General features: G+C 62.6%; 26 protein-coding genes and 1 riboswitch. Of the genes, 13 read left to right on the plus strand and 13 right to left on the minus strand.

Annotation, left to right across the window (positions count from 1 at the left end; all coding sequences use genetic code 11):
* The first annotated feature begins 68 nt into the window (after positions 1-68).
* The 5 genes from WYH_RS09470 to WYH_RS09490 are packed head-to-tail and all read left to right on the plus strand — an operon-like array spanning position 69 to position 4,452.
* Positions 69-941, plus strand: coding sequence for an amidohydrolase family protein (locus WYH_RS09470; RefSeq protein WP_046903631.1), 873 nt, complete (start codon positions 69-71; stop codon positions 939-941).
* Positions 942-969: 28 nt separating this feature from the next.
* Positions 970-1,716, plus strand: a complete 747-nt coding sequence (locus WYH_RS09475) for an SDR family NAD(P)-dependent oxidoreductase (RefSeq protein WP_046903632.1) — start codon at positions 970-972, stop codon at positions 1,714-1,716.
* Positions 1,685-2,500 (plus strand): glutathione S-transferase family protein, encoded by an 816-nt coding sequence (locus WYH_RS09480; RefSeq protein ID WP_082347938.1) that lies wholly within the window; start codon positions 1,685-1,687, stop codon positions 2,498-2,500. Before WYH_RS09475 ends, WYH_RS09480 begins: the two co-directional genes overlap by 32 nt.
* A gap of 26 nt (positions 2,501-2,526) precedes the next feature.
* Positions 2,527-3,534 (plus strand): zinc-dependent alcohol dehydrogenase family protein, encoded by a 1,008-nt coding sequence (locus tag WYH_RS09485; RefSeq protein ID WP_046903633.1) that lies wholly within the window; start codon positions 2,527-2,529, stop codon positions 3,532-3,534.
* Positions 3,535-3,552: 18 nt separating this feature from the next.
* Positions 3,553-4,452 carry a TauD/TfdA dioxygenase family protein gene (locus tag WYH_RS09490; protein WP_046903634.1) on the plus strand — a complete coding sequence of 300 codons (900 nt, stop codon included), beginning with the start codon at positions 3,553-3,555 and terminating at the stop codon, positions 4,450-4,452.
* A gap of 96 nt (positions 4,453-4,548) precedes the next feature.
* On the opposite strand, the gene WYH_RS09495 is transcribed toward WYH_RS09490, so the two are convergent.
* Positions 4,549-4,950 (minus strand): VOC family protein, encoded by a 402-nt coding sequence (locus WYH_RS09495; RefSeq protein ID WP_046903635.1) that lies wholly within the window; start codon positions 4,948-4,950, stop codon positions 4,549-4,551.
* A gap of 117 nt (positions 4,951-5,067) precedes the next feature.
* Between WYH_RS09495 and ligM the strand changes: the two genes are divergently transcribed.
* From ligM to WYH_RS09520, 5 genes are all read left to right on the plus strand, one after another.
* Positions 5,068-6,468, plus strand: coding sequence for a vanillate/3-O-methylgallate O-demethylase (gene ligM, locus WYH_RS09500; RefSeq protein ID WP_046903636.1), 1,401 nt, complete (start codon positions 5,068-5,070; stop codon positions 6,466-6,468).
* A 113-nt stretch (positions 6,469-6,581) separates the two neighbouring features.
* Positions 6,582-7,265, plus strand: a complete 684-nt coding sequence (locus WYH_RS09505; RefSeq protein ID WP_046903637.1) for an alpha/beta hydrolase — start codon at positions 6,582-6,584, stop codon at positions 7,263-7,265.
* Positions 7,266-7,295: 30 nt separating this feature from the next.
* Positions 7,296-8,756, plus strand: coding sequence for an MFS transporter (locus WYH_RS09510; protein ID WP_046903638.1), 1,461 nt, complete (start codon positions 7,296-7,298; stop codon positions 8,754-8,756).
* Between the two features lie 35 nt (positions 8,757-8,791).
* Positions 8,792-8,967, plus strand: a riboswitch (yybP-ykoY riboswitch).
* 16 nt (positions 8,968-8,983) lie between these two features.
* Positions 8,984-9,547: a TMEM165/GDT1 family protein gene (locus tag WYH_RS09515; RefSeq protein WP_046905025.1), complete on the plus strand. Its 564-nt coding sequence runs from the start codon at positions 8,984-8,986 to the stop codon at positions 9,545-9,547.
* A gap of 31 nt (positions 9,548-9,578) precedes the next feature.
* Positions 9,579-10,742 carry a patatin-like phospholipase family protein gene (locus tag WYH_RS09520; protein WP_046903639.1) on the plus strand — a complete coding sequence of 388 codons (1,164 nt, stop codon included), beginning with the start codon at positions 9,579-9,581 and terminating at the stop codon, positions 10,740-10,742.
* Between the two features lie 83 nt (positions 10,743-10,825).
* Here the strand turns inward: WYH_RS09520 and WYH_RS09525 are convergent, their stop codons facing one another.
* The 4 genes from WYH_RS09525 to WYH_RS09540 form a co-directional block, all read right to left on the minus strand.
* Positions 10,826-12,226, minus strand: a complete 1,401-nt coding sequence (locus WYH_RS09525) for an aldehyde dehydrogenase (RefSeq protein ID WP_046903640.1) — start codon at positions 12,224-12,226, stop codon at positions 10,826-10,828.
* A gap of 19 nt (positions 12,227-12,245) precedes the next feature.
* On the minus strand, positions 12,246-13,256 hold the full coding sequence (locus WYH_RS09530) for an NAD(P)H-dependent flavin oxidoreductase (protein ID WP_046903641.1): 1,011 nt from the start codon (positions 13,254-13,256) through the stop codon (positions 12,246-12,248).
* 145 nt (positions 13,257-13,401) lie between these two features.
* Positions 13,402-14,937, minus strand: a complete 1,536-nt coding sequence (locus WYH_RS09535; RefSeq protein ID WP_046903642.1) for a bifunctional aminoglycoside phosphotransferase/ATP-binding protein — start codon at positions 14,935-14,937, stop codon at positions 13,402-13,404.
* 57 nt (positions 14,938-14,994) lie between these two features.
* Positions 14,995-16,275: an aspartate kinase gene (locus WYH_RS09540; RefSeq protein ID WP_046903643.1), complete on the minus strand. Its 1,281-nt coding sequence runs from the start codon at positions 16,273-16,275 to the stop codon at positions 14,995-14,997.
* A gap of 62 nt (positions 16,276-16,337) precedes the next feature.
* Here WYH_RS09540 and ubiG point away from each other — a divergent pair, with 62 nt between their 5' ends.
* Positions 16,338-17,075, plus strand: coding sequence for a bifunctional 2-polyprenyl-6-hydroxyphenol methylase/3-demethylubiquinol 3-O-methyltransferase UbiG (ubiG, locus tag WYH_RS09545; protein WP_046903644.1), 738 nt, complete (start codon positions 16,338-16,340; stop codon positions 17,073-17,075).
* Between the two features lie 6 nt (positions 17,076-17,081).
* Complete coding sequence (locus WYH_RS09550; protein WP_046903645.1) at positions 17,082-17,972, plus strand: bestrophin family protein; 891 nt, start codon at positions 17,082-17,084, stop codon at positions 17,970-17,972.
* A 16-nt stretch (positions 17,973-17,988) separates the two neighbouring features.
* On the opposite strand, the gene WYH_RS09555 is transcribed toward WYH_RS09550, so the two are convergent.
* The 5 genes from WYH_RS09555 to WYH_RS09575 form a co-directional block, all read right to left on the minus strand.
* Positions 17,989-18,762: a siderophore-interacting protein gene (locus WYH_RS09555; protein WP_053833681.1), complete on the minus strand. Its 774-nt coding sequence runs from the start codon at positions 18,760-18,762 to the stop codon at positions 17,989-17,991.
* A gap of 155 nt (positions 18,763-18,917) precedes the next feature.
* Positions 18,918-19,265: an arsenate reductase gene (locus tag WYH_RS09560; protein WP_046903646.1), complete on the minus strand. Its 348-nt coding sequence runs from the start codon at positions 19,263-19,265 to the stop codon at positions 18,918-18,920.
* Positions 19,262-19,576, minus strand: coding sequence for an antibiotic biosynthesis monooxygenase family protein (locus WYH_RS09565; RefSeq protein WP_046903647.1), 315 nt, complete (start codon positions 19,574-19,576; stop codon positions 19,262-19,264). The genes WYH_RS09560 and WYH_RS09565 overlap by 4 nt, the downstream gene beginning before the upstream one ends.
* A 178-nt stretch (positions 19,577-19,754) precedes the next feature.
* On the minus strand, positions 19,755-20,225 hold the full coding sequence (ruvC, locus tag WYH_RS09570; RefSeq protein ID WP_046903648.1) for a crossover junction endodeoxyribonuclease RuvC: 471 nt from the start codon (positions 20,223-20,225) through the stop codon (positions 19,755-19,757).
* Positions 20,226-20,238: 13 nt separating this feature from the next.
* Positions 20,239-20,988 carry a YebC/PmpR family DNA-binding transcriptional regulator gene (locus WYH_RS09575; RefSeq protein WP_046903649.1) on the minus strand — a complete coding sequence of 250 codons (750 nt, stop codon included), beginning with the start codon at positions 20,986-20,988 and terminating at the stop codon, positions 20,239-20,241.
* A 54-nt stretch (positions 20,989-21,042) separates the two neighbouring features.
* Between WYH_RS09575 and WYH_RS09580 the strand changes: the two genes are divergently transcribed.
* Positions 21,043-21,777 (plus strand): CPBP family glutamic-type intramembrane protease, encoded by a 735-nt coding sequence (locus tag WYH_RS09580; RefSeq protein ID WP_169780753.1) that lies wholly within the window; start codon positions 21,043-21,045, stop codon positions 21,775-21,777.
* Between the two features lie 24 nt (positions 21,778-21,801).
* Here the strand turns inward: WYH_RS09580 and WYH_RS09585 are convergent, their stop codons facing one another.
* The 3 genes from WYH_RS09585 to WYH_RS09595 all read right to left on the minus strand — a co-directional run bounded on the left by WYH_RS09585 (position 21,802) and on the right by WYH_RS09595 (position 23,354).
* Positions 21,802-22,125, minus strand: a complete 324-nt coding sequence (locus WYH_RS09585; RefSeq protein ID WP_046903651.1) for a heavy metal-binding domain-containing protein — start codon at positions 22,123-22,125, stop codon at positions 21,802-21,804.
* A 22-nt stretch (positions 22,126-22,147) separates the two neighbouring features.
* Entirely contained in the window at positions 22,148-23,026 is an 879-nt protein-coding gene (locus WYH_RS09590) for an SDR family oxidoreductase (protein WP_082347940.1), read from the minus strand.
* Between the two features lie 91 nt (positions 23,027-23,117).
* Positions 23,118-23,354: a DUF2312 domain-containing protein gene (locus WYH_RS09595; protein ID WP_046905028.1), complete on the minus strand. Its 237-nt coding sequence runs from the start codon at positions 23,352-23,354 to the stop codon at positions 23,118-23,120.
* Between the last annotated feature and the right edge of the window lie 77 nt (positions 23,355-23,431).

The following is a 23,431-nucleotide window of genomic DNA, read 5'->3' on the forward strand; positions in this document are numbered from 1 at the left end:
TGCATTCAGGGGCCCGCTACCGGCATGGCCGGGGCGGGCCCCGTTGTATTCAGGAGAGGAGATAATTCGTGCCCATCGACCTGTCGAAGATCCGCGCCATCGACGTACACGTACATGCGGAGATCTCCTGCCACGATCCTGAAGATCCGGTCATGGGCCAGTTCTTCGACGCGGCCAGCGCCTATTTCAAGGCGCCGCGCGAACGGCCCAAAATGCCCGAGATTATAGAGCTTTACCGCGAAACGCAGATCGCGCTCTGCCTGTTCACCGTGGATGCCGAAAGCGGCATGGGCGCCAAACGCGTGAGCAATTACGAAGTGGCCGAAATGGCCGCCAAGAATGACGATATCTGCATGGCCTTCGCCAGCATCGACCCGCACAAGGGCAAGTTCGGCGCGCGCGAGGCAGAGGATCTGATCAAGAATTACGGGGTGAAAGGCTTCAAGTTCCACCACATCGCCCAGAATTGCGATCCCGGCGACAAGATGGGTTACCCGATTTACGAGGTGATCAACGAATACAAGCTGCCTGCCATCTTCCACACCGGCCATTCCGGCATGGGCACCGGCATGCGCGGCGGCGGCGGGATGCGCCTGAAATATGGCGAACCGATGCTGGTTGATGATGTCGCGGTGGATTTCCCCGACATGAAGATCATCCTCGCCCATCCCAGCTGGCCCTGGGTGGATGAAAGCCTTTCCATGGCGCTGCACAAGACGAATGTTTACATCGACCTGTCCGGCTGGAGCCCGAAATACTTCCCCAAGCAGGTGATCCAGTACGCCAACACGCAGCTGAAGCATAAGATGCTGTTCGGCAGCGACTTCCCGCTGATCCATCCGGACAAATGGATCAAGACCGCGCAGGATGTCGGCTTCCGCGAGGAAGTGATGCCCGGCATCATGAAGGACAACGCAGCCAAGCTGCTGGGCCTGACCTGAAAGACAGGCGGGGGAGGATAAGAAAAGAATGGACTTCAACGGCAAGCATATCGTCGTCACCGGCGCTTCGAGCGGGATCGGGCTGGTTTCCGCACAGATGTTCGCCGCACGCGGTGCCCGCGTTTCCATGCTCGCCCGGCGCAGGAACGTGCTGGACGAGGCGGTTTCCGGCATCGGCGCCAATGCGGTGGGTTTTGCCACCGATGTCGGTGACAAGGCGCAGCTGGAACAGGCGCTGGACGATGCGGCGGCGCATTTCGGCCCGATAGAAGGCCTGTTCGCCAATGCCGGACTGACCGGCGGCTTTACCCCCGCCGTCTCCTTCGATCCGGACGTGTTCGAGGAAACGATCAGGGTGAATCTCACTAGCGTTTTCTGGGCTATCCAGAAAGTGCTGCCCGCCATGATCGAAGCGAAGAAGGGGGCAATCCTCGTCACCGGCAGCATGGGCAGCAAGCGCGGCATGGCGATGAACCCGGCCTATGTCGCCTCCAAGCATGGCGTGCTGGGCCTGGCCCGCGCCATCGCGGTGGAAATGGCGCCGCATAACATACGCTGCAATTGCATCATCCCCGGCTTCATCCGGACCGAAGCGCTGGACCGCATCCCGCCCGAACAGCAGGGCAAGATCGAAGCCCGCATCCCGCAGCGGCGCATGGGCACGAGCGAGGAGCTGGCCGAAGTCGCAGCCTTCCTGCTTTCCGACGCTGCCAGCCATGTGACCGGGCAGGACTGGGCCGTCGATGGCGGCGTGCTGGAATCGATCGAAGTCTGACCCCGTGGCGCTGAAATATTACCATGCGGAGCCGCTGGCGAATTCGCTAAAGTCGATGATTCCCCTGAAGGAAAAGGCGCTGGAATATGAAAGCGTCTATGTCGACCTGCACAGGTTCGAACAACATTCGGACTGGTTCGTGGCGATCAATCCGGAAGGGCAGGTTCCGGTGCTGGACCATGACGGCACGATCATCACCCACACCACGGTGATCAACGAATATCTGGAAGACGCCTTCCCCGATGCCAACCCGGCGGATGGCCCGTTGCGGCCGCGCGATCCGGCAGGCGCGGCGCGGATGCGATACTGGAACAAGTTCGTGGACGAACAGGTGATGAACCATGTCTCCATGCATGGTTGGCACCGGCTCATCCGCGTCGTCACCAAAAGCATAGAGGATGACAGGTTCGAGGAATTGATGAGCCATGTCCCCCTGCCGGACCAGCGCAAGAAATGGCGCACGGCCCGGTCCGGATTCAGCGAAGCAGACCTGGCCAATGCGATGGACAAGATCGTCTATGCGCTGGAGAAAGTGGACCGGCAGCTGGCCGAGACAGAATGGCTGACCGGCGATGCCTACACTCTGGCGGACATCAATTTCTATTCCCATTGCGGCGTAATGGCGGACCGGATGTTCCCCGATCTGGCCGTTGACGCTACTTATCCGAACCTGGTCCGCTGGCGGGATACGATCTCCCGGCGGCCAGCCGTTCAGGCGGCGCTGACCAGCGAAGACCGGACCCAGCCCGGCCTGCGGACATGGAGCGGCGACGGACGCGAATAGAAGATAGAAAAAAGGGAGAGATTATAATGCGCGCATGGATGTTGCCGGCAGGGTCGGACGGGTTCGACAAGCTCTATCAAGAGGATTTGCCGACTCCTGAGCCTGGCCCGGGCGAAGTTCTGATCCGCCTGCGCGCATGGTCTATCAACTATCGCGATTTCGCGGTCGCCGCGGGCCAGTATTTCGGCGGCGCGCTGAAAGCTCCCGCCATTCCGCTTTCGGACGGTGCCGGCGAAGTGGCCGCGATCGGTCCGGGTGTGACCGCCGTGAAGGAAGGGGACCGCGTGCAGGGATCCTTCTTCACTGACTGGGTCGAAGGCCCGCCACGCATGGGGCCCGCGCTGGGCGACGGCATGTCTCCGGGGATGCTGGCCGAATATGTTGTCCTGCCCGAACGCGCGGTGGTGCCCATGGCACAGACGCTGGATTTCGCACAGGCCGCCTGCCTTCCCTGTGCGGGCGTAACGGCCTGGAACGCTCTCTATGAAGGACCGCGTGCGCTGGTGCCGGGCATGAAGGTGCTGGTGCTGGGCACGGGCGGCGTGTCCATGCTGGCACTGCAACTGGCCCGCGCCGGCGGCTGCGAAGTCATCGCCACCTCCTCCTCCGATGAAAAGCTGGAACGGGTGCGGGCGCTCGGCGCCTCGCATACGCTCAATTACAAGACCACCGCCGATTGGGGCGCGCATGTTGCCGGGCAATTTGGCGGAGTGGACAAGGTGGTGGAAGTCGGCGGGGCCGGCACTGCGGAACAATCCATGGCATCTTTGCGCACCTTGGGCGAAGTGGCCTTTATCGGCGTACTTTCTCCGGAAGGCGGGCCCAATCCGCGGTCCCTCATGATGACCGGGGGCTCGCTGCGCGGGATCTTCGTCGGCTCGGTCGCCATGGCGAAGAAGCTCAATGCCGCAATCGATACCAACAGGATCGAACCGCTGATCGGTGCGCGTTTCGGCTTCGATCAGGCCAAGGACGCCTATGCCCATGCGTGGGGGCCGGAAAGTTTCGCAAAAACAGTGATCGAGCTCGACTGAGCCAGAGGAGGTACAGCCATGTGGGAAGTACGCGTCTCGCCCAGCGGCGAGTTCTCTAACCATCCGTTCGAAAGCCGGCATTTTACCGCGATCCCGCTGACCAGCGCGATCGGGGCGGAAATCACCGGCATTCGCCTGCCCGACCTGTCGGAAGAAGCCTTCGAGGATTTCCGGCAGGCGCTTTATCATCACAAGATGCTGTTCCTGCGGGATCAGCATCTGGACCATGCCGAGCATGAGGCATTTGCCGCCCGGTTTGGCCCCTTCGCGGTCGATGCCTATACGCAGGGCGTGCCCGGCCACCGCGATGTTCACCCGATCGTGAAAGAGGCGGAGACGAGTTCCAAGGCCCTGTTCGGCGGCGGCTGGCACACGGACAGCCCTTTCCTGGCCGAACCGCCCAGCATCACGACACTGCGTTCAGTGGAAGTGCCGCCCTATGGCGGGGATACGGTCTGGGCCAATTGCGCGCTTGCCCTGCGCCATCTTTCCCGCGCCTATCGCGATATGCTGCGTCCGCTCCGCGTGCATATGTCGGCAGCGAATAATTACGCGACGCAGGAAAAACTGCTGGGCAAGGCGATCAGCTTCGCCGATCCGGAACGCTATGAGGAAGGGATCAGGGGGCATTACCATCCGCTGATCCGCACCCATCCCGAAACGGGCGAGGAATCGCTTTACGTGGACGAGAATTATGCCGTCGGGATTGAGGGCATGACGAGTTTCGAAGCGAAGCCGATCCTCGATTTCCTCGTGCACCACATCACCCAGCACGGTTTCACTTGCCGCTTGCGGTGGGAACCGGGCATGGTCGCCATGTGGGACAACCGGCTGACGCTGCATCTGGGGCCCAATGATTATGACGGGTTCCGGCGCGAAATGTACCGGACTACCTCGGCGGGGAGCGTTCCGGCCTAGCCGCGCCCCTTCGCCCGTTCCGAAAGCCCCCGCCCGGTGGCGGGGACTTTCACCAATCGCTGCCGGATGTCCGGAAAGCGGCCGCCACGCGATCGCTCAATCGGCGAAGAAGTTCAGTTCCAGCAACACATTGTTCGGATCGGCGGTGAAGATCTGGCGCAGGCCGATCGCTTCAACCAGATTGGTCTGGTAATCCGCGCCGCGCGCATCCAGCCGTTGCAGCATGTCTTCATAGCCGGTGCATTTCAGCGCGACATGATGCAGCGCGCCGGTCAACTGGCCAGGCGTCACCTCGCGATCATAGGCGCGGGGACAATCGATCGAGTTTATATGGATGATTGCCCGATCTTCCGCATCGAACATCCAGGTGGCGTTCTGCGGAGTGAGCGGAGGGGGCGCATCGCGACGTTCCAGCTCCAGCAGATCGGCGTAGAAGTCCGCCGTCTCGTCCAGCCGGTCCGTGATGATGTTGACGTGATCGAGAGCTTCAACCTTCATCGTCTGAGATTCCTTTCCCGCGCAACGTTCTTATCGCTTGCAGCCTTTGCCAGATATTGTATGTGCCGCATACAATTTTCGTATATGTGATTCATTCACAAGTGAGAGGAAGGTTGAATGGCCGAGAATCTTGAGCAGATCCTGCAGAACACCCCTGACATCGTCACCAAGCTGCGCAATTCGCAGATTGGCGCCTATGTCTATCCGGTCGTAGCGCCGGAATTTTCCAACTGGCGCTCCGAACAGTGGGCCTGGCAGCACTCGGCCGTGCTGTTTGACCAGTCCCATCACATGTTTGACCTTTATATCAAGGGTCCCGAAGCACTGAAGCTGCTTTCCGACACCATGATCAACTCGCCGAAGGGCTGGGCGGTCAACAAGGCGAAGCAGTACGTCCCGACCACTCCCGCTGGTCACGTCATCGGCGACGGCATCATCTTCTGGCTGGCAGAAGAAGAGTTCGTCTATGTCGGCCGCGCACCGGCCGCCAACTGGCTGATGTTCCAGGCTGAAAAGGGCAAATACGACGTCGAGATCATCAACGATCCGCGTTCGCCGAGCCGCCCGATGGGCAAGCCGGTGGAGCGTATTTCCTGGCGCTTCCAGATCCAGGGCCCGCGCGCCTGGGACGTGATCGAGAAGCTGAACGGCGGCACGCTCGAAAAGCTCAAGTTCTTCAACATGAGCGAGATGAAGATCGGCAACAAGACCGTGCGCACCCTGCGCCACGGCATGGCCGGCTCGCCGGGTCTCGAAATCTGGGGCCCCTATGACGAGCAGGATTACATCCGTGAGGAAATCCTGAAGGCAGGTGAAGAATTCGGCCTGATCCCGGTCGGTTCGCGCGCCTATCCGTCCAACACCCTGGAATCCGGCTGGATCCCCAGCCCGCTGCCCCCGATCTACACGGGCGACGAGCTGAAGGATTACCGCGAATGGCTGGGTGCCGACAGCTACGAAGCAACCGGCGCAATCGGCGGTTCCTTCGTTGGCGAGAAGATCGAGGATTACTACCTCAATCCGTGGGAACTGGGTTACGGCCCGTTCGTGAAGTTCGACCATGACTTCATCGGCGCCGACGCGCTGAAGAAGATGAACCCGGACGAACAGCGCAAGAAGGTGACTCTGGAATGGAGCGCCGACGACATGAAGAAGATCGTCGGTTCCATGTTCGATCCGGAAGGCGAACAGTACAAGTTCTTCGACCTGCCGCTCGCCAACTATGCCAACAGCAACTACGACAAGGTCGTGGACGCTGGCGGCAACACTGTCGGCCTGTCGCTCTTCACCGGCTACTCCTTCAACGAGAAGAAGGCTCTGTCGCTGGCGACTGTCGACCACGAAATCCCGCTCGGCACCGAGCTGGAAGTGGTCTGGGGCGAAGAGAATGGCGGCACGAGCAAGACCACGGTCGAGCCGCACAAGCAGATCAACGTCAAGGCGATCGTTTCGCCGGTGCCCTACAGCCAGATGTCGCGTGAGACCTATCAGGCCGGCTGGCGCACCAGCCGCAAGTAAGCGGTAGACACAACTCCAAGCGGGGGCCCGGCAACGGGCTCCCACATGATGGCCCATGGACCCGCGCGGTTTCATGGGCCATTGCTTTTCCGGCAAGGATAACGGGGCGCAAAATGGCCAATTACGTACTCGTCCACGGCGCATGGGGCGGTGGGCACAGCTATGACCGGACGTTGGAAGACCTGACGGCCGCAGGGCACAATGTGCTGGTCTGCGCTCTTCGCGGACTGGGCATTCGCCAGTCGGAACTTCATCCGGGCATTACCCTGTCCGACCATGCGGACGATGTGTGCGAACAGATCGCGCAGGCGGGTTTCGACCGTTTCGTGCTGGTCGGCCATTCCTATGGCGGCATGGTCATCACCATGGTCGCCACTCGTCTCGGCGCGCGGATAGACGCGATCTGCTATCTCGATGCCTTCCTGCCGCTGGACGGGCAATCGGCATGGGACATCACGGGCGAGGCCGAGCATGATTGGTATATCGACAAGCAGCGCTTCACGCCGGGCCTCTTGCCGCCAATCCGATCGATCGATTTCACGGTCGTGCCGGGAAGGGTCGGACTGCATCCGCTGCTGACCCTGCTCGAAGCTGTGCAATTCACCGGCGAAGAAGCCAAGATTCCGCGGCGTGCCTATGTCTTCGCGTCCGGCTGGCAGCCCACGCCATTCACCCCGTTCCGTGACCGGGTGAAGCACGACCCGGCCTGGGAATATCACGAAAGCGAATCATCTCATCACGTTATGAGCGACCAACCCCAACAGGTGCTGGACATATTGCTCGGCCTCGCCTCCTGATAAGAGATCGGGCGAAGGGGGTATTCCGCGATGGGGCAAGCGGCGGCAGTTGAAAAAGGCGGAAGGGCCGAACTAGGCTCTGCCGAATTCCTGCCCAGGCTCCTGATCATCCTTCTGGGCGTGTGGATGAATGCGGCGGATGCGCTGGTCAGCAGCACGATCATGCCCAGCGTCTCGGCGGAACTGGGCGGCTATGGCGCATTCAGCTGGGCGGTCGCCGGGTTCCTGATCGGATCGGTCGTGGCCGGCGCCAGTGCCGGACGGCTGGCCGAAAGCTTCGGCCTGGGCCGCGCATCCTCCTTCGCGGGCTTCGTCTTCGCGGCGGGCAATGCCGCCAGCGCACTCGCACCGGACATGGTGACGTTTCTTGGCGGGCGACTGGTGCAGGGCATCGGCAGCGGCTGGTTCAGCGGTTTCGCCATGGTCGCCATCGCCCAGCTTTTCCCGGAACGGCAACTGGCGCGGGTTTTCGCGATCATATCCGGAGTTTGGGGCGTCGCCACGCTGATCGGCCCGATGTTCGGCGGCCTGTTCGCCGCAGCGGGCAATTGGCGCGCGGTTTTCTGGGTTTTCGTGGTTCAGGCACTCATCTTCGCCGTGCTGGCCCCGCCCCTGTTCCGCGGCGCCCGTGCATCCAGCATGCGCAAGATGGTGCCGGTGCGGCAATTGCTGCTGGTCGCGGCGGGCATCGGCATGATCGCCCTGGCGGACATGACGCATGTGCCAGCCATGGCAATCGCTGCGATTGCCGCCGGTTTCGTGCTGCTGGCCCTCGTCTTCGTGGCGGATGGGCGCGCGAAAACGCGGCTCCTGCCCCATCGCGCGGGCGATCCCCGCACGCCCGTGGGGGCGGCCTATCTGGCGATCTTCGCCACCTCCGCCTCGATGATGGCTTTCAGCATCTATATCCCGCCCGTGGTCCAGCAATTGCTCGATTATTCGCCGCTGCAGGCGGGCTATGTCGTGGCCTCGCTGGCGCTGACCTGGACTCCTTCTGCCTTCATCGTCGCCAATGTGGTGAGCGGGCGGGAACGGTCATGGGTGCGGATCGGCTCGGTCCTGATCTTGCTTGGCACCACTTTCCAGCTGGTCTTCGTCCCCACGCTCTCCCTGGGGCTGATCGTCCTTGCCGGCGCGACGACCGGGGCCGGTTTCGGCCTTTCTTCCAGCCTCGTGAATCGGCTCGTCCTGCGCCATCTCTCGCAGGAGGACGAAGTCATCGGCAGCGCGGCTCTCATGACCGTGCGGCAAGTGGGGGGATCGGCCGGGGCAGCCCTGGCCGGTGTGGCCGCCAATATGGCCGGTTTCGGAGCAGGCCTGACCGATGCCGTGGCGCAGGCGGCATCCTTTGCCGTATTCATTCCGGCCCTGCCGCTTGCCGCCGTCGGATTGCTCGCGGGTTTTGCACTCACCCGCCGCGGCATTGCGGAACCCCCACAGGCTGACAGTGGCGGGCGCCCGGCGCCGCACCATGATGCGATGCAGCTCTGACGCGGCTTGCGCGGCATGCCACGGCCAGCTAGGGCCACCACGTCATCTGGGGAGTAGCCCGCCGTCCATCCGGACGGTTTCCCGCATCAACATACTTGGCCGAGAGGCCGTGGTGCAGGAAGGACGGATCACCGTCCCGGCGAGACCAATGACATTGCGCCTCCGCTTGCCGGGTGGAGTGGCGCGATGTCGTTGTGTTGTTCGTCCGCCCGGCACCGGATTTCCTGATGGACGCTTTTCTCACTTCCACATTGCTCGTCGCCATTGCCGAAATCGGCGACAAGACCATGCTGCTGGCGATCCTGCTTGCCACGCGGTTCCGCAAGCCCGTGCCGATCATTCTTGGCATATTGCTGGCCACACTGGCCAATCACGCGCTTGCGGCCCTGGCCGGACAATTGGTGGCAGAATTGCTGCAGAGCACCTGGTTCCGGGTGGCCATCGCCCTGTCATTCATCGCCATGGGATTGTGGACGCTGGTGCCGGACAAGCTGGATGAGGATGAGGAACCGAAAAGCGGGCACAGCGCCTTCCTGACCACGCTGATCGCCTTCTTCCTGGTGGAGATCGGCGACAAGACGCAGATCGCCACCGTCGCTCTGGGCGCGCAATTTGCATCGCTGGCGCTGGTCACTGCCGGAACGACACTGGGAATGATGATCGCCAATGTGCCGGCTGTCCTGCTGGGCAATGCCCTGGTGCAGCGAATATCGCTCTCTACAGTGCACGGAATCGCCGCTGCGCTGTTCATCGCGGCCGGCGGATGGATGCTGTGGGCAGCCCTTTCTTGACGCGGCAATCATTCTCCGGGAGGCGGAGGATATGATGCGCTCCCCGATCGGTCCGTTGCTGCTGGCCTTCGCCCTCGTTTTGTCCGGTTGCGCCACGGCGGAGCGGACGCCTTTTACCGAGAGCGAGATCCTATCCGCACAAATTCCGGACATGGAAAATGTGCGATACTGGATGGATGAGCCGGGGCTTGGCGCCAGACTGGTGCCTCCCACCGCCGAACCCGGCATCCCGATCACCGAACTCGTCCTGTCGGGCGGCGGCGATCGGGGGGCCTATGGCGCGGGTTTCCTTTCGGGCTGGAGCGAGACGGGCGAACGGCCGCAATTCACTATCGTGACCGGGGTCAGCACCGGCGCGCTGATCGCGACATTCGCCTTTCTCGGCCCGCAATATGATCCGCATCTGGCCGCAGCCTATACCGAGATCGAGCCGGAAGACGTCTATTCCGTGCGTTTCCCGCTTGCCATTCCCTTTTCCAACAGCGCGGCATCAACCGAACCGCTGGCGGAACTGATCGCCAGCTATGCAACCAACCAGGTGATCGATCTTGTCGCAGCGGAACAGGCCAAGGGGCGGCGGCTCTATGTCACCACCACCAGTTTCGACGCGGCGCGTGGCGTGGTGTGGGACATGGGAGCCATTGCCGCCAGCAACGCACCGGGGCGCTATCGCCTGTTCCGGCAGGTCCTGCTCGCATCCTCTTCCGTGCCCACAGTGTTTCCGCCCGTACCGATCGAAACGCGGGTGAATGGCCGCATCATTCGTGAATGGCATGTCGATGGCGGATCGAGCGGGGGCCTGTTTGCCATCCCGCTCCGGCCGGAAGCGGGCGCGGAACGGCAAATCTTCGTGCTGGTGAATGAACGGCTGTCCGGCGATTTCCAGCTGGTTGAAAGCAGCATTTTGCAGATCGCGCGCCGTGCATCCGAACTGGGCGTGCAGAAGGATCTGCGCACTCAGGCCGAAGTCGCATTCCGCAATGCGCGGGATAACGGCACCCTCTATCGGCTGAGCTTCATCGGCGATGATTTCGTGGAAGAGAACCACGATTATTTCGCGCAGGATTTCATGCGCGAACTCTTTGCCTATGGAAAAGAACGCGGGCGGCAAGCGGCCTGGGTCAATTCCGTGCCGCGCGGCACAGGGGGCCGGATCATGCGGGGCGAACGGCCGGTTTCAACCGGCAGCGAATAGCAATGGCATTATGCCCTTCCCGGTCAGCGCCCGCCATCCTGGCGGCGCCAACCGGGCGTTCATCGGGCAGGGCCCGGCTCTGATCAGATCGGGAAGTGGCCGGGCTCCGTCTCTACGGTGACCCAGCGCAGTTCCGTGAAGGCGTCGATCCCGGCCTTGCCGCCGAACCGGCCATAACCGGATGCCTTCATGCCGCCGAAAGGCATCTGCGCTTCGTCATGCACGGTCGGGCCGTTGACGTGGCAAATGCCGGACTGGATCTGGCGCGCCACTTTCAGGCCGCGCGCCGTATCGCGGGTGAAGACAGCGGCAGACAGGCCATATTCGGTATCATTGGCCAGTTCCACGGCATGATCCTCGTCCCGCGCGCGGGCGATGCCGACCACCGGGCCGAAGCTTTCATCCCGGAACAGCTTCATCTCCGGCGTGACCTTGTCGATGACATGAGCCGGCATCAGCACATTCTGCGTGGTTTCCCCGCCGGTAAGCTGTTCCGCACCCTTGGCCAGCGCATCTTCCACCAGGCTCATGCAATGGGCGACAGTCTTTTCATCGACCACCGCACCCAGCGGCGTGGTGCCTTCGCGCGGATCGCCCACGGGCATGGAGCCGACCTTCGCCTTGAACCTTGCGGCAAATTCATCGGCCACGGCATCGACCACGATGATCCGTTCGGTCGACATGCAGATCTGGCCCTGATTCATGAAGGCGCCGAAGGCAGCTGCCTTCACCGCTTCGTCCAGATCGGCATCATCCAGAACGATCATCGGCGCCTTGCCGCCCAGTTCCAGCAGGACGGGCTTGAGATGTTCCGCCGCGCGTTTGGCGATGATCTTGCCGACAGTGGTGGAGCCAGTGAAATTGATCCGCTTGACCTGCGGCGCATCGATCAGCGCGCCCACCACATCGCCCGCATCCGCCGGCGCATTGGTGACGGACTGGATCGTGCCTTCGGGGAAGCCCGCTTCGGCAAAGGCTTCCACGATCAGCGCGTGGGTGCGCGGGCATTGCTCGCTCGCCTTCAGGATCACTGCATTGCCGCAGGCAAGCGGCACGGCGATGGCGCGCACGCCCAGAATGATCGGCGCGTTCCACGGGGCGATGCCAAGCATGACGCCCACGGGTTCGCGCAGCGCCATGGCCAGGCAGCCCGGCTTGTCGGACGGGATCACTTCGCCGGAAATCTGCGTGGTGATGGATGCAGCTTCGCGCACCATGCTGGCAGCCAGGCCCAGATTGAACATGGCCCATCCGGCCGTGGCGCCGATTTCGCCCATCATCGCATCGACGAACTGGTCCTTTTTGGATTCCAGCGCATCAGCCGCCTTCATCAACACCGCGCGGCGGGCATTGGGGCCCATCTTCGACCATTGGTCGAAACCGGCCTGCGCCTTTTCGCAGATTGCCGGGATATCGCCCGGCTGCATCGCCTTCGCGCTGGAAGCGACTTCTCCCGTAACCGGGTTGATTCGCTGGAATTCCATTTAATCTTCTCCTTGCCGTTCAGCGCCGTGCCAGTGCCGCTTCACTTTCTTCCATAAGCTTTGCAATGATCCGGGCCGCAGGTTCCTCTTCGCGAACCATGCCGACCGACTGGCCAGCCATCAAGCTGCCGTTTTCAACATCGCCATCTATCACCGCCCGGCGCAGCGCCCCGGCCCAGTAATGTTCGATCTGCAACTGTGCTTCGCCCATTTCCACAGCGCCGCTATCCAGCAACCCCGCCACTTCTCTCTGCTTGGCGGTGAACTCCTCCGTGCCCTTGTTCTTCAGGGCACGCACGGGGATGACCGGCAGGCGGGAATCGACCTGCACGCTGGCCACTGCATCGCGGGCGCTGGCGCGGAAAAAGGCTTTCTTGAAATCGGGATGGGCGATGCTTTCGCTGGCACAGGCAAATCGCGTGCCCAGCTGCACACCGGCCGCGCCCATTTCCAGATAGCCGGCAATCGCTTCCCCCCGGCCGATGCCGCCGGCCACGAATACGATATGATCTTCCGCCAGCGATGGCAGGAATTCCTGCGCCAGCACGCTGGTGGAAACCGGGCCGATATGGCCGCCGGCCTCCATCCCTTCGATCACCAGAGCATCCGCGCCGGAACGCAGAAGCTTCTTCGCCAAGGCCAATGTCGGCGCGAAAACGATCACCTTCGCGCCGAATGCCTTGATCGATTCCACACTGCCCTTTGGCGGAATGCCGCCAGCCAGCACGACATGGCCGACGCCATGTTTCGCGCAGACATCGATCAGTTCCGGCAATTGCGGATGCATGGTGATGATGTTCACGCCGAAGGGTTTATCCGTCAGCGCCTTGGTCCCGGCGATTTCGGCATCCAGCAGGTCGGGCGTCATCGCACCGCAGGCGATGACGCCGAAACCGCCGCCATTGCTGATCGCTGCCACCAGATTGCGTTCGGAAACCCAGCTCATCGCCCCGCACAGAATTGCGTATTTGCTGCCGAGGAACTCCGCACCGCGCGCCATGCGGGCGGTTGTAAGGGGGTAATCTGTCATGCCCGGCGCTTAGGGCGCGGCGCGGATTGCGGCAAGTGGTTGATCCGGGCCGCCGCGTTTCCCCCCACGCTCCGGCACGCTCGGGCGGCCAGTGACGCAGGACCTGCGTTGCCGGCCATTTCTGCCATGCAGCCGATATGCTGACTTAATCGCGCAAATGGTTTCGGGCGGCGGCCAGCACCGCATCCGGCGCGGGCGCGGCATCCACGCGCCGCCAATCGGAAAGATCGCCCGGATCCCGCGCAATCTGCAGATCGACCACGGCGGCATCGGCATCGGAAGCGTCACCCACACGTCCTGAAACACGCTGTTTCAGCACTTCGGGCGGCGCCTCCAACCATAATCCGGTGAAGGGCACACCTGCCTGCCGGGCCAGCTCCTCCATCCGGCTGCGTTCGGCATATCTGGCGAATACACCGTCCACCACCACGCTGCGCCCTGCCGAAAGCATCGCGCGCGCTTCGTCCATCAGCCGCATATAGACCTTGTCGGATCGCTCCTGCGTATAAGCGTCGGGCGAAAGGCTTTCTTCCGGGGAGACACCGGCCATCCGCTTGCGCAGCACATCCGTTCGCAGCCACCGCGCGCCGGGCGCGCCGCCAATTTCCGGCGCCAGCTTGCCAGCCAGGGAGGATTTCCCCGTGCCCGAAAATCCGCCAACCACGACCAGTCGCGGCAATGGCTGGTCGAGGAAAGTCAGGGCCGCGGCCAGATATTCCCCCGCCTGTGTGCGTTTGCCGCGGGCCTTTTCCGCATCATCCATCTGCGCGGCGGCGCTGGCATTCACATGTGCCCGGATCGCGGCGCGCATGGAAAGGAACGGCGGCAATGTGGCCACGCCCTCGCTCTCCCCGCTCATATCGCAATAGCGGTTGAACAGCAGCGATGCCTGGCGGCGCAAGCCGCGTTCCCACATGTCCATGACAAGGAAGGCCGCGTCATAGAGAACATCGGTGGTCGCGAGATCGGAATTGAATTCCAGGCAGTCGAACAGGGTCGGTTCGCCGCGCCAGAGGCAGATATTGGCGAGATGAAGATCGCCATGGCAATGGCGCACAAATCCGTTTCGCGCACGGCTATCCAGCAAGGGCGCAAGACGATCGACCTGTTCGAGAGAGCGGCGATAGAGAGCATCGCATTTTTCGGCTGCCAGCACGTCCGGCTGTGCGGCCATGCTTTCGCGGTTGCCGGTCACGATACTGCGAATCCGCTCCGCGCCATCCTGGACGCGGATTATCTCTGCCGATTCGTGAAACTTCGCGATCCCGTCCGCCAAACGGCGCACCAGGCCGGGATCGAGATCGCCCCTTTCCGCCACGGCTTCCAGCAGGGCGCCATCGTCGAAGCGCCGCATCTCCACCACCCAGTCGATCGGATCGCCCACGTCGAAACCGAGCGAACCGTCCTGCCGGCGGCCAATGCTTCGCACGGCGATATAGAGTTCCGGCGCGGTCCTGCGGTTGAGGCGCAATTCCTCTTCGCAGACGGCGCGGCGCTGTGCCGGGGTGGAGAAATCCAGATATGAATATCGGACCGCGCGCTTCAGCTTGAAGGCGCGGTCCCCAACCAGGAAGATGACCGCAATATGCGTTTCAACGCGTTCAACCGGACCCGCGCCGCCATGGCTTTCCGGGCGGGAGAGGAAGTCGATAACTTCCTGCTGGTCCTGTTGCGCGGTCACGCTTCTCCCTCTTCACTCACCGTGATGCGGTGATGGGGGGCGAAGCGGCCCGGAATGTCAGGCCGCTTCATCCTCCGCATCGAGGCCATAGGCAGTGTGCAGGACGCGAACGGCCAGTTCGGTCTCGTCCTCGTCAATCAGTACCGAAACCTTGATCTCGCTGGTGGAAATCGCCTGCACGTTGATGCCGCGATCGGCCAGCGCCTTGAACATGGTGGCGGCAACGCCCGCATGGCTCTTCATACCCACGCCGACGACGGAAATCTTCGCCACGTGGCTGTCGGTGATGATGCGGTTGTAACCGATCGAATCCCGCTTGTCCTCCAGCATGGCCTGGGTGCGGGCGAGGTCCGCCGCAGGGACGGTGAAGGTAACGTCCGTCTCGCCCTTGTCGCGGCCGACATTCTGGATGATCATGTCGACATTGATCGACGCGTCGGCCAGCGGCCCGAAAATATGGCTGACCGCACCCGGCTTGTCGGGCACGCGGGTCAGGATCACCTTGGCCTCGTTCTTGTCATGCGCGATGCCGGTGACAAGCTGGCGTTCCATATTCTCATTCTCCGTTATCTGGGCCATTTCCTCGTCGGAAACGATCATCGTGCCGGGCAAATCGTCGGCCGGCGGCGCATCGTCTCCGATAAAGCTGGAAAGCACCTGCACGCGCACGCCGTTCTTCATGGCGAGCCCGACAGAGCGGGTCTGCAACACTTTCGCACCGACCGAGGCAAGCTCCAGCATTTCCTCGTAAGTGACGTATTTCTGTTTCCGCGCGCGGGCGACGATGCGCGGATCGGTGGTATAAACGCCGTCCACATCGGTATAGATGTCGCAGCGATCGGCGCCAATCGCCGCCGCCACGGCCACGGCGGACGTGTCCGACCCGCCCCGACCCAGCGTAGTAATCCGCCCATCGTCCGAAACGCCCTGGAAGCCGGGGATCACGGCGATCACGCCCTGCCCCATTTCGGCCAGCAGCGCATCGGAATCGATATCGTGAATACGCGCCTTGGCATGGGCTTCCACCGTATGGATCGGCAATTGCCAGCCCAGCCAGCTGCGCGCCTTGCAGCCCATAGCCTGCAGCGTCAGCGCCAGCAGGCCGCTGGTGACCTGTTCCCCGCTGGAAACGACCACGTCATATTCGGCCGGATCGTAAAGCGGGTTCGCCTCGCGGCAGAAATTGACCAGCCGGTCCGTCTCGCCCGCCATGGCGGAAACCACCACTGCAACTTCGTGCCCTGCCGCCTGCTGTTTGCGCACGATATTCGCGACACGCCGAATCCGCTCGGTCCCGGCCATTGAGGTGCCGCCGAATTTCATCACGATACGCGCCAACTTATATGCTCCTGCTGGTGGCGGTTCTGGTCTAGAACCCCGCGCGCTGTTAGGAGACACCTATGGGTGATGCAACTGTCGCAAATGCAACCATCCGCCCGGATGAGGCTGCTCATTTCGGTGCGCTGGCGAAAGACTGGTGGGATCCAAAGGGTTCCTCCTCCATGTTGCACAGGCTGAATCCGGTCCGGCTGGAATATATTCGCACCGCGATTGACCGCCATTGGCCGGATCGCGCCGATTCGCTGAAGCCTCTGGCCGGCCGGGCCGCGCTGGATGTTGGCTGCGGCGCGGGCCTGCTGTGCGAACCGCTGGCCCGGCTTGGCGCCGATGTGACCGGCGTGGACGCGGCGGCCGAAAATGTGCAGGCCGCCTCGCTCCATGCCGAAGGTGCCGGACTGGATATTCGCTACATGGCGGGGGAGATCGGCACGCTGGATATCGGCACGTTCGATCTGGTCACGTCGATGGAAGTCATCGAACATGTGGCGGACAACCAACTGTTCCTGTCCCAACTGGCAGACAGGCTGGCCCCGGGCGGGCTGATGATTCTTTCCACGCCCAACCGCACGGTCCGGTCGCGCCTGTTGCTGACCGGCGCGGCAGAAGCGCTGGGCGCGATCCCGCGCGGAACGCATGAATGGAACGATTTCGTGACCCCGGAAGAACTGGCAGCGATGCTGACCGATCTGGGACTGGAAGCGAGCGAACCGACCGGCATGACCTTTTCGCCGATGAAGGGGCTCCACCTGTCCGGTGATCTGACGCTGAATTACATCCTGACCGCACGCCGCGCCTGATCCGGCATGATCCTGCGCGACAAGCCGACCCTGTTCGAGCTGGCCTTTGCCATTCGCGGGTCGATCGTTCCGATCATCGCCCCGCAGCTGATGGCGCTGATGCTGTTCGCCGCGGCGATGGTCTGGCTGCATGATGCGATGCCGGGCTTCCCCGATATCGACGCAACGGCCTTCACCGTGTTCGGTGTCGCACTTTCGCTGTTCCTCGGCTTTCGCAACAACGCCGCCTATGACCGCTGGTGGGAAGCGCGGAAATTATGGGGTGGCCTGCTGGCCGACCTGCGGAATTTCGCGCGCGAAACGCAGCTGTTTCTGGATGACCGGGAACAACAGCAGCGAATCATCCGCCTTTCGCTGGCTTTCCTGCATCTCCACCGCATCAATCTGCGGAAGGTCGAACTGGATGAGCGCACACGCGAAATGGTGGGCGATCTGGCGAAGAGCCCCAATCCCGCCTGCGCCGCGCTGGACGAGATTTCAGCCATTGTCGGCAAGGCACGGGCCGATGGCACGCTGGACGGATTCGGATCGCGCACATTGGCGGAACGGATCGCCAGCATCGCCGCCCAGCAGGCCGGGTGTGAACGGATTGCGGTGACCCCGCTGCCCTATGTCTATTCGCTGCTGATCTACCGCACGACCTTTCTCTATTGCCTGCTGCTGCCGCTGGCGCTGGTCGCCGCCACGGGATGGCTGACGCCCTTCTTTGTCGGCATTGTCGGCTATGTCTTTCTGGGCCTGGCCGAAGTGACGGAGGATCTGAGCCACCCCTTCGGCAACACGCCCAATGCGCTGCCGCTGGATGCCATCTGCCGCACGGCGGAAATCAGCCTTGCCCCGCATCTGGGCGAAACCCCGCCCGAACCGCTGCGGGCACAGGATTACTATCTCAGCTGACCGGGCGGGCAGGCGATCAGGCGCCTGCCAGTTCCGCATCCTCGCGCTTCACCAGCTTGTGCGCATCTTCTTCCAGCCCGCATTTCCAGTAGGAGGAAATATAGAGCCGGTCCCGCCCGAGATCGCGATCTTCCCGCAGATAGCTGCGCAGGGCCTGCATGGTCAGGAATTCGCTGGCGGCCCAGGCATAGATGGAACCGGAAGGCCATGACAGGGACCGCGCAGCCCGCGCCAGCACGGCCTGTTCATTGCCGGGATCCGGATTGACCAGCCATTCCACCGCCACGCCTTCGGGATGATCCAGATCCTGCCGGTCCGCCTCCTCGCGGATTTCGATCACGGCCCTGCCCTTCGCATCGCGCGGAAGGTTTTCCAGATTGACGCTGATCGCGGGGAGAGAGGTCATATCGCCGAAGATCAAATAGTGATCCATGCCCGCCGGCAACGGCTTGGCCGGGCCCGGCCCGCCTATCTCGATCCGGTCGCCCAGCTGCGCTTGCGCGGCCCAGCGCGTGGCCGGGCCCGCATGGCCGCTATCCACGCCATGAAGGGCGAAATCGACATCGATTTCCCCCTCGCGCTGGGCGCGGATCGTATAAGTGCGCACCTGCGGTTTTTCAGAATCCGGCGCTGGCGGCAGGCGCAGTTTCACATATCCGCCATCCTGCCCTTCGGGAAAACCGGCCATGCCCGCACCGCCCAGCGTCAGGCGCAGCATGTTGGGCGTCACCAGCCGCCTGGCGAGAACTTCAACTTCACGAGGGGCGGGGCGTTGCGAGGGCTGGGCCAAGGGAATCTCCTGATAGGCTGGCAATTTGCCGGGCGAAAACGCGCCGCGCGGCACGCGGCAGCCGATCTTCCAGCAACCATGTGGTAACTACCGACGAAGTTGCAAGCGTTTCGCAACAAGCGCATTTCCCGGCACGGGCATGGCGGCCGCCATTTTCAGAAAAGCGCCGCTTCCCATTCCTTCTCCGTAAAGCCGACCAGCAGCCCGCCCGGATGTTCGACCACCGGGCGTTTGATCGTCGAAACATGGTTTTCCATGACGGCAACAGCCCTGGCAGCGTCCATATCCGCCTTTTCATCTTCCGGCAGCTTGCGGAAAGTGGTGCCGCGGCGGTTCAGCACGACTTCCCAGCCCTTCGCCTCCACCCAGCGTTCAAGTTTCAGCCTGTCCGCGCCTTCTTTCTTGTAATCGTGGAAGACGTATTCGATGCCCTGCGCATCCAGCCATTTGCGCGCTTTCTTCACCGTGTCGCAATTGGGGATGCCATAGACGTGGATGCTCATGTCTTGTCCTTGCAATTGAAGTGATGGATGCGCGGATCCGCGCAGGCATAGAGCGTGTAGCTCTCGTAAAATTCCTCTCGCCCGCGGGCCTGAACGGCGCGGTGTTCGGCCATCCGCCCCCAGGCGCGGGCCGATGCCTCGTCCGCCCATTCGGAAAGGGCGATCACTTCCCCGTCTTCCGCCATATAGCTCTTGAAAGAGAGATAGCCCGGCTGCGCGCTGGCCATGGCCAGCATATGGTCCGCTTCCGCCTCATAGGCGGCATGGTCGATATCTGCGCGCTTGCGATTGCGGAACACGACCAGGAACATCGCCTATTCTCCCCTACATCCAGGCCCTTGAAATTGCTGGCCTGGAACAGTTGGAACACTGTCCTGTGCGCAAAAAGTCAGGGCGGGCGGCGCGGGCCGCGCGGAACAATTGCCGGGCAGGATCATAGCGCGCAAAACCATCGGGTGACGCTACGCAGTTCCGGCCCTGTAGGACAGCCTATCCACGCCCGAGATGCGCATCGGCAATGGCAACGGCCAATGCGTCCGCCGCATCGGCGCCTTCCACTTTCACGCCGGGCAGCAGGACCTTCAGCATGGCCTGCACCTGCGCCTTTTCCGCACCGCCCGTTCCGACCACGGATTTCTTCACCGCGCGCGCGGCATGTTCGGAAACGGAAAGGCTCGCCCGCCCGCAGGCGGCCAGTATCGCACCGCGCGCCTGCGCCAGCTTCAGCGTGGACTGGGGGTTCTTGTTGACGAAGATCTCCTCCGCCGCCGCGCGATCGGGCGCATATTGGCCGATCACGGCGAAGATCGCATCATGCAGGTGGTGCAGCCGTTCGGCCACCGGGGCTTTCGCGTCCGTTTTCACCTGACCATTGGCGACGTGGGAAATCCGCGATCCCTCGGCCCGGACGATCCCCCAGCCGGTGCAGGACAGCGAGGGATCGAGGCCGAGAATCAGCATGGCAAGCCGGCCCTCAATCCTGGCCGATCTTCTCCATGATCTCGTCCGAGACTTCGTAATTGCCCCAGACTGTCTGCACGTCGTCATCATCGTCCAGCGCGTCGATCAGCTTGAACAGCGTGCCCGCATCGCCTTCGCTGACATCGACGGTCAGGTTGGGTTTCCAGGCCAGCTTCACATTTTCCGCTTCGCCCAGGCTTTTTTCCAGCGCACCGGCGATTTCGTGCAAGGCTTCCATCTCGGTCCAGATCGTGTGGCCGTCCTCGCTGCTTTCCACATCGTCGGCACCGGCTTCGATCGCCGCTTCCAGCACTTTTTCCTCGTCCCCGACGCTGGCGGGATATTCGATCAGGCCCTTGCGTTCGAACCCGTGGCTGACCGCGCCCGAAGCCGCCAGATTGCCGCCGTTCTTGGAAAAGGCCGTGCGCACATTGGTGGCCGTGCGGTTGCGATTATCGGTCAGCGCTTCCACGATCAGGGCAACGCCGCCCGGGCCATAGCCTTCATACCGGATTTCTTCGTAATCCTCGCCCTCGCTCGCGCTCGCCTTGTCGATCGCGCGCTGGATATTGTCCTTGGGCATGGATTGCGCCTTGGCCGCATTCACGGCCAGGCGCAGGCGCGGGTTCATGTCCGGATCGGGCATACCCGTCTTGGCCGCGACGGTAATCTCGCGGCTGAGCTTGGAAAACATCGCGGAACGCTTCTTGTCCTGCGCGCCCTTGCGATGCATGATGTTCTTGAATTTGGAATGGCCTGCCATTGGGTCCGCTTTTCTTTCCGGAAAATATAGTCGGGCCGCAATAGACGCATGGATATGAACTGCTCAACCCTTCCCGCACATGCCGGTTGGCGCGGAGAGTGGACGGGCTTCTTCGCCTTTCTGCGCCGCCCTTCCCTGCCCGGCCGCCCGCGCGGCTTCGGCAGGGCCAGCCTGATTTCCACACTGCATCTCTTGCCGCTGGCCCTGATACTGACCTGTGCCGGCCTGACAGTGGCGAATCTGGCCAGCCTTGCCGCGCCGCAATTGCCGGGCAACCGGCTGCTGGACCTGCCGCTGGGCCAGCTCGCCCTGTTCGCGATACTCGTCGCCCCGATCACGGAAGAAACCGCCTTTCACGGCTGGCTGTCGGGTCGGCCCGGGCATATCGCCTTCATCGCGATCATGCTGGGCGGCGGGGCATTCGCGCTGGTGGCGGTGCAGGACCAGATGTTGCGGGCGGGCCTGCTGATCGGCACCGTGGCGGCGGCCTGCATCAGCCTCGCCCTGTTGCGCCGGGCCCGGACTCTGCCCTTGTTCCAGCAGCATTTCCCGTGGTTCTACGCCGCCAGTTCAGGCAGCTTTGCCCTGCTCCATATCGTGAACCAGTCCGAAACGGTCGGCTGGTTCAGCCTGGTGCTGGTCCTGCCGCAATTGCTGATCGGGCTGGTGCTGGGTTATGCGCGCGTGGCCAATGGGCTGTGGTCCTCCATGCTGCTTCACGCAGGCTCCAACGGGGTGCTGGTATCGCTCATTGCCGTGCTGACATTGCAGGCTGGCGCAGCAGCCTGACCGGCGGGGCCCGGCAAGCCACCGTCAGTCAGACAGGCGGACGGCGGTTCCCGAAACGCTGACCATCAGCATGGAACCGTTCTGTCCCAGCACTTCATAATCGATATCCACGCCGATCACCGCATTGCCGCCCAGGCGGCGCGCTTCCTCGGTCATTTCCTCGATCGCCTCCTTCCGGGCGCGGGCCAGCACTTCCTCATATTTACCGGAACGGCCACCGACGAGATCGGTGATGGAAGCAAAGATATCGCGGAACAGATTGGCGCCGACGATGACTTCCCCGGTCACAACGCCGAGATATTCCTTAGCCGGGCGGCCTTCCACCGTCGGCGTGGTCGATACGATCATGTCGCGCGAACTCCCCCAGGGACTAGCCATTCACCACACTCCCACCATTCGGATGCAATATCTGCCCCGACATATAGGACGAATCCTCGCAGGCCAGAAAGAGAAAGGCGGGCGCCACTTCGTTCGGCTGGCCGGGGCGGCCCATCGGCGTGCTTTCGCCGAAATGTTCCACCTTCTCCTTCGGCGCGCCGCCAAACGGGTTGAGCGGGGTCCATATCGGCCCCGGCGCCACCCCGTTCACGCGGATGCCCTGCCCCACCAGATTTTCGCTGAGAGAGCGGGTGAAAGCGGTGATCGCCCCCTTGGTGGAACTGTAATCCAGCAATCCGCCGGAACCCTTGTACATGGTCACGCTGGTGCAGTTCACGATCGCCGCGCCTCGTTTCAGATGCGGACGGGCGGCCTGGGTGACATAGAACATGGAAAAGATGTTCGTCTGGAACGTCCGCTGCAATTGTTCGGGCGTGATATCCTCTATGTTCTTGTCAGGATGCTGTTCCCCGGCATTGTTGATCAGCACATCCAGCCGGCCCCAACGGTCGATCACCGCATCGACGAAGCCCTGCGCATGTTTGGGATCGCCCAGATCACCGGCGGACAGCAGAACCTGTGCCCCTTCGGCCTCGCATAATTCGCGGGTTTTCTTCGCGTCGTCATGCTCTTCCAGATAGGCGATGGCGACATTGGCGCCTTCCCGGGCGAAAAGCACCGCCACGGCGCGGCCGATGCCGCTGTCTCCGCCGGTGACGATGGCAATCTTGCCCTTCAACCGGCCGGAGCCGGGAAAACGCGGTTGCCAATCGGGTTTGGGTTCAAGGCCGGATTCATGCCCCGGCATTTTCGGCTCTTCGGCGGTTTCGTCGATATGGGCCTTGTCGAGAGTCTTCAGTTCCTCACTCATCGCGTCGATCCTGTGCAGCCATGCTGGTTACACAGGATCAACGGGATGATGGCGGGGCCTGTTCCGCACCCCGCCGCATCAAGCCGGCGGCTCAGCCGATGCCCAGCGCCGCCTTGTAGGTATCGAGAATCGTTTCCATTTCCCGGCGATCATCAGGCTTCATCTTCCGCAGGCGGACGACCTGGCGCATGATCTTCACATCGTAACCGACCGCCTTGGCTTCGGCATAGACATCGCGAATATCGTCGGCGATGCCCTTCTTCTCTTCCTCGAGCCTTTCGATACGCTCGATCAGCAGGCGCAGGCGGTCGTCGGTATTTTCGGCCATTACGGGCTTCTCCAGATTGGCAGGATGAATCACTTGGCGGCTCGATAGCGTCCGCCCGCCGGGGCGAGAACCCGCCG

The sequence above is a fragment of the Croceibacterium atlanticum genome (assembly GCF_001008165.2).
GTDB classification, from domain to species: Bacteria; Pseudomonadota; Alphaproteobacteria; order Sphingomonadales; family Sphingomonadaceae; genus Croceibacterium_C; species Croceibacterium_C atlanticum.

What these genes read in the sequence shown, in the direction of transcription:
- WYH_RS09475 (WP_046903632.1), top strand. Translation starts at nt 970, where the DNA reads ATGGACTTCAACGGCAAGCATATCGTCGTCACCGGCGCTTCGAGCGGG.
- WYH_RS09480 (WP_082347938.1), top strand. Translation starts at nt 1,685, where the DNA reads ATGGCGGCGTGCTGGAATCGATCGAAGTCTGACCCCGTGGCGCTGAAA.
- WYH_RS09485 (WP_046903633.1), top strand. Translation starts at nt 2,527, where the DNA reads ATGCGCGCATGGATGTTGCCGGCAGGGTCGGACGGGTTCGACAAGCTC.
- WYH_RS09490 (WP_046903634.1), top strand. Translation starts at nt 3,553, where the DNA reads ATGTGGGAAGTACGCGTCTCGCCCAGCGGCGAGTTCTCTAACCATCCG.
- WYH_RS09495 (WP_046903635.1), bottom strand. Translation starts at nt 4,950, where the DNA reads ATGAAGGTTGAAGCTCTCGATCACGTCAACATCATCACGGACCGGCTG.
- ligM (WP_046903636.1), top strand. Translation starts at nt 5,068, where the DNA reads ATGGCCGAGAATCTTGAGCAGATCCTGCAGAACACCCCTGACATCGTC.
- WYH_RS09505 (WP_046903637.1), top strand. Translation starts at nt 6,582, where the DNA reads ATGGCCAATTACGTACTCGTCCACGGCGCATGGGGCGGTGGGCACAGC.
- WYH_RS09510 (WP_046903638.1), top strand. Translation starts at nt 7,296, where the DNA reads ATGGGGCAAGCGGCGGCAGTTGAAAAAGGCGGAAGGGCCGAACTAGGC.
- WYH_RS09515 (WP_046905025.1), top strand. Translation starts at nt 8,984, where the DNA reads ATGGACGCTTTTCTCACTTCCACATTGCTCGTCGCCATTGCCGAAATC.
- WYH_RS09520 (WP_046903639.1), top strand. Translation starts at nt 9,579, where the DNA reads ATGATGCGCTCCCCGATCGGTCCGTTGCTGCTGGCCTTCGCCCTCGTT.
- WYH_RS09525 (WP_046903640.1), bottom strand. Translation starts at nt 12,226, where the DNA reads ATGGAATTCCAGCGAATCAACCCGGTTACGGGAGAAGTCGCTTCCAGC.
- WYH_RS09530 (WP_046903641.1), bottom strand. Translation starts at nt 13,256, where the DNA reads ATGACAGATTACCCCCTTACAACCGCCCGCATGGCGCGCGGTGCGGAG.
- ubiG (WP_046903644.1), top strand. Translation starts at nt 16,338, where the DNA reads ATGGGTGATGCAACTGTCGCAAATGCAACCATCCGCCCGGATGAGGCT.
- WYH_RS09550 (WP_046903645.1), top strand. Translation starts at nt 17,082, where the DNA reads ATGATCCTGCGCGACAAGCCGACCCTGTTCGAGCTGGCCTTTGCCATT.
- WYH_RS09560 (WP_046903646.1), bottom strand. Translation starts at nt 19,265, where the DNA reads ATGAGCATCCACGTCTATGGCATCCCCAATTGCGACACGGTGAAGAAA.
- WYH_RS09565 (WP_046903647.1), bottom strand. Translation starts at nt 19,576, where the DNA reads ATGTTCCTGGTCGTGTTCCGCAATCGCAAGCGCGCAGATATCGACCAT.
- ruvC (WP_046903648.1), bottom strand. Translation starts at nt 20,225, where the DNA reads ATGCTGATTCTCGGCCTCGATCCCTCGCTGTCCTGCACCGGCTGGGGG.
- WYH_RS09575 (WP_046903649.1), bottom strand. Translation starts at nt 20,988, where the DNA reads ATGGCAGGCCATTCCAAATTCAAGAACATCATGCATCGCAAGGGCGCG.
- WYH_RS09580 (WP_169780753.1), top strand. Translation starts at nt 21,043, where the DNA reads ATGAACTGCTCAACCCTTCCCGCACATGCCGGTTGGCGCGGAGAGTGG.
- WYH_RS09585 (WP_046903651.1), bottom strand. Translation starts at nt 22,125, where the DNA reads ATGATCGTATCGACCACGCCGACGGTGGAAGGCCGCCCGGCTAAGGAA.
- WYH_RS09590 (WP_082347940.1), bottom strand. Translation starts at nt 23,026, where the DNA reads ATGAGTGAGGAACTGAAGACTCTCGACAAGGCCCATATCGACGAAACC.
- WYH_RS09595 (WP_046905028.1), bottom strand. Translation starts at nt 23,354, where the DNA reads ATGGCCGAAAATACCGACGACCGCCTGCGCCTGCTGATCGAGCGTATC.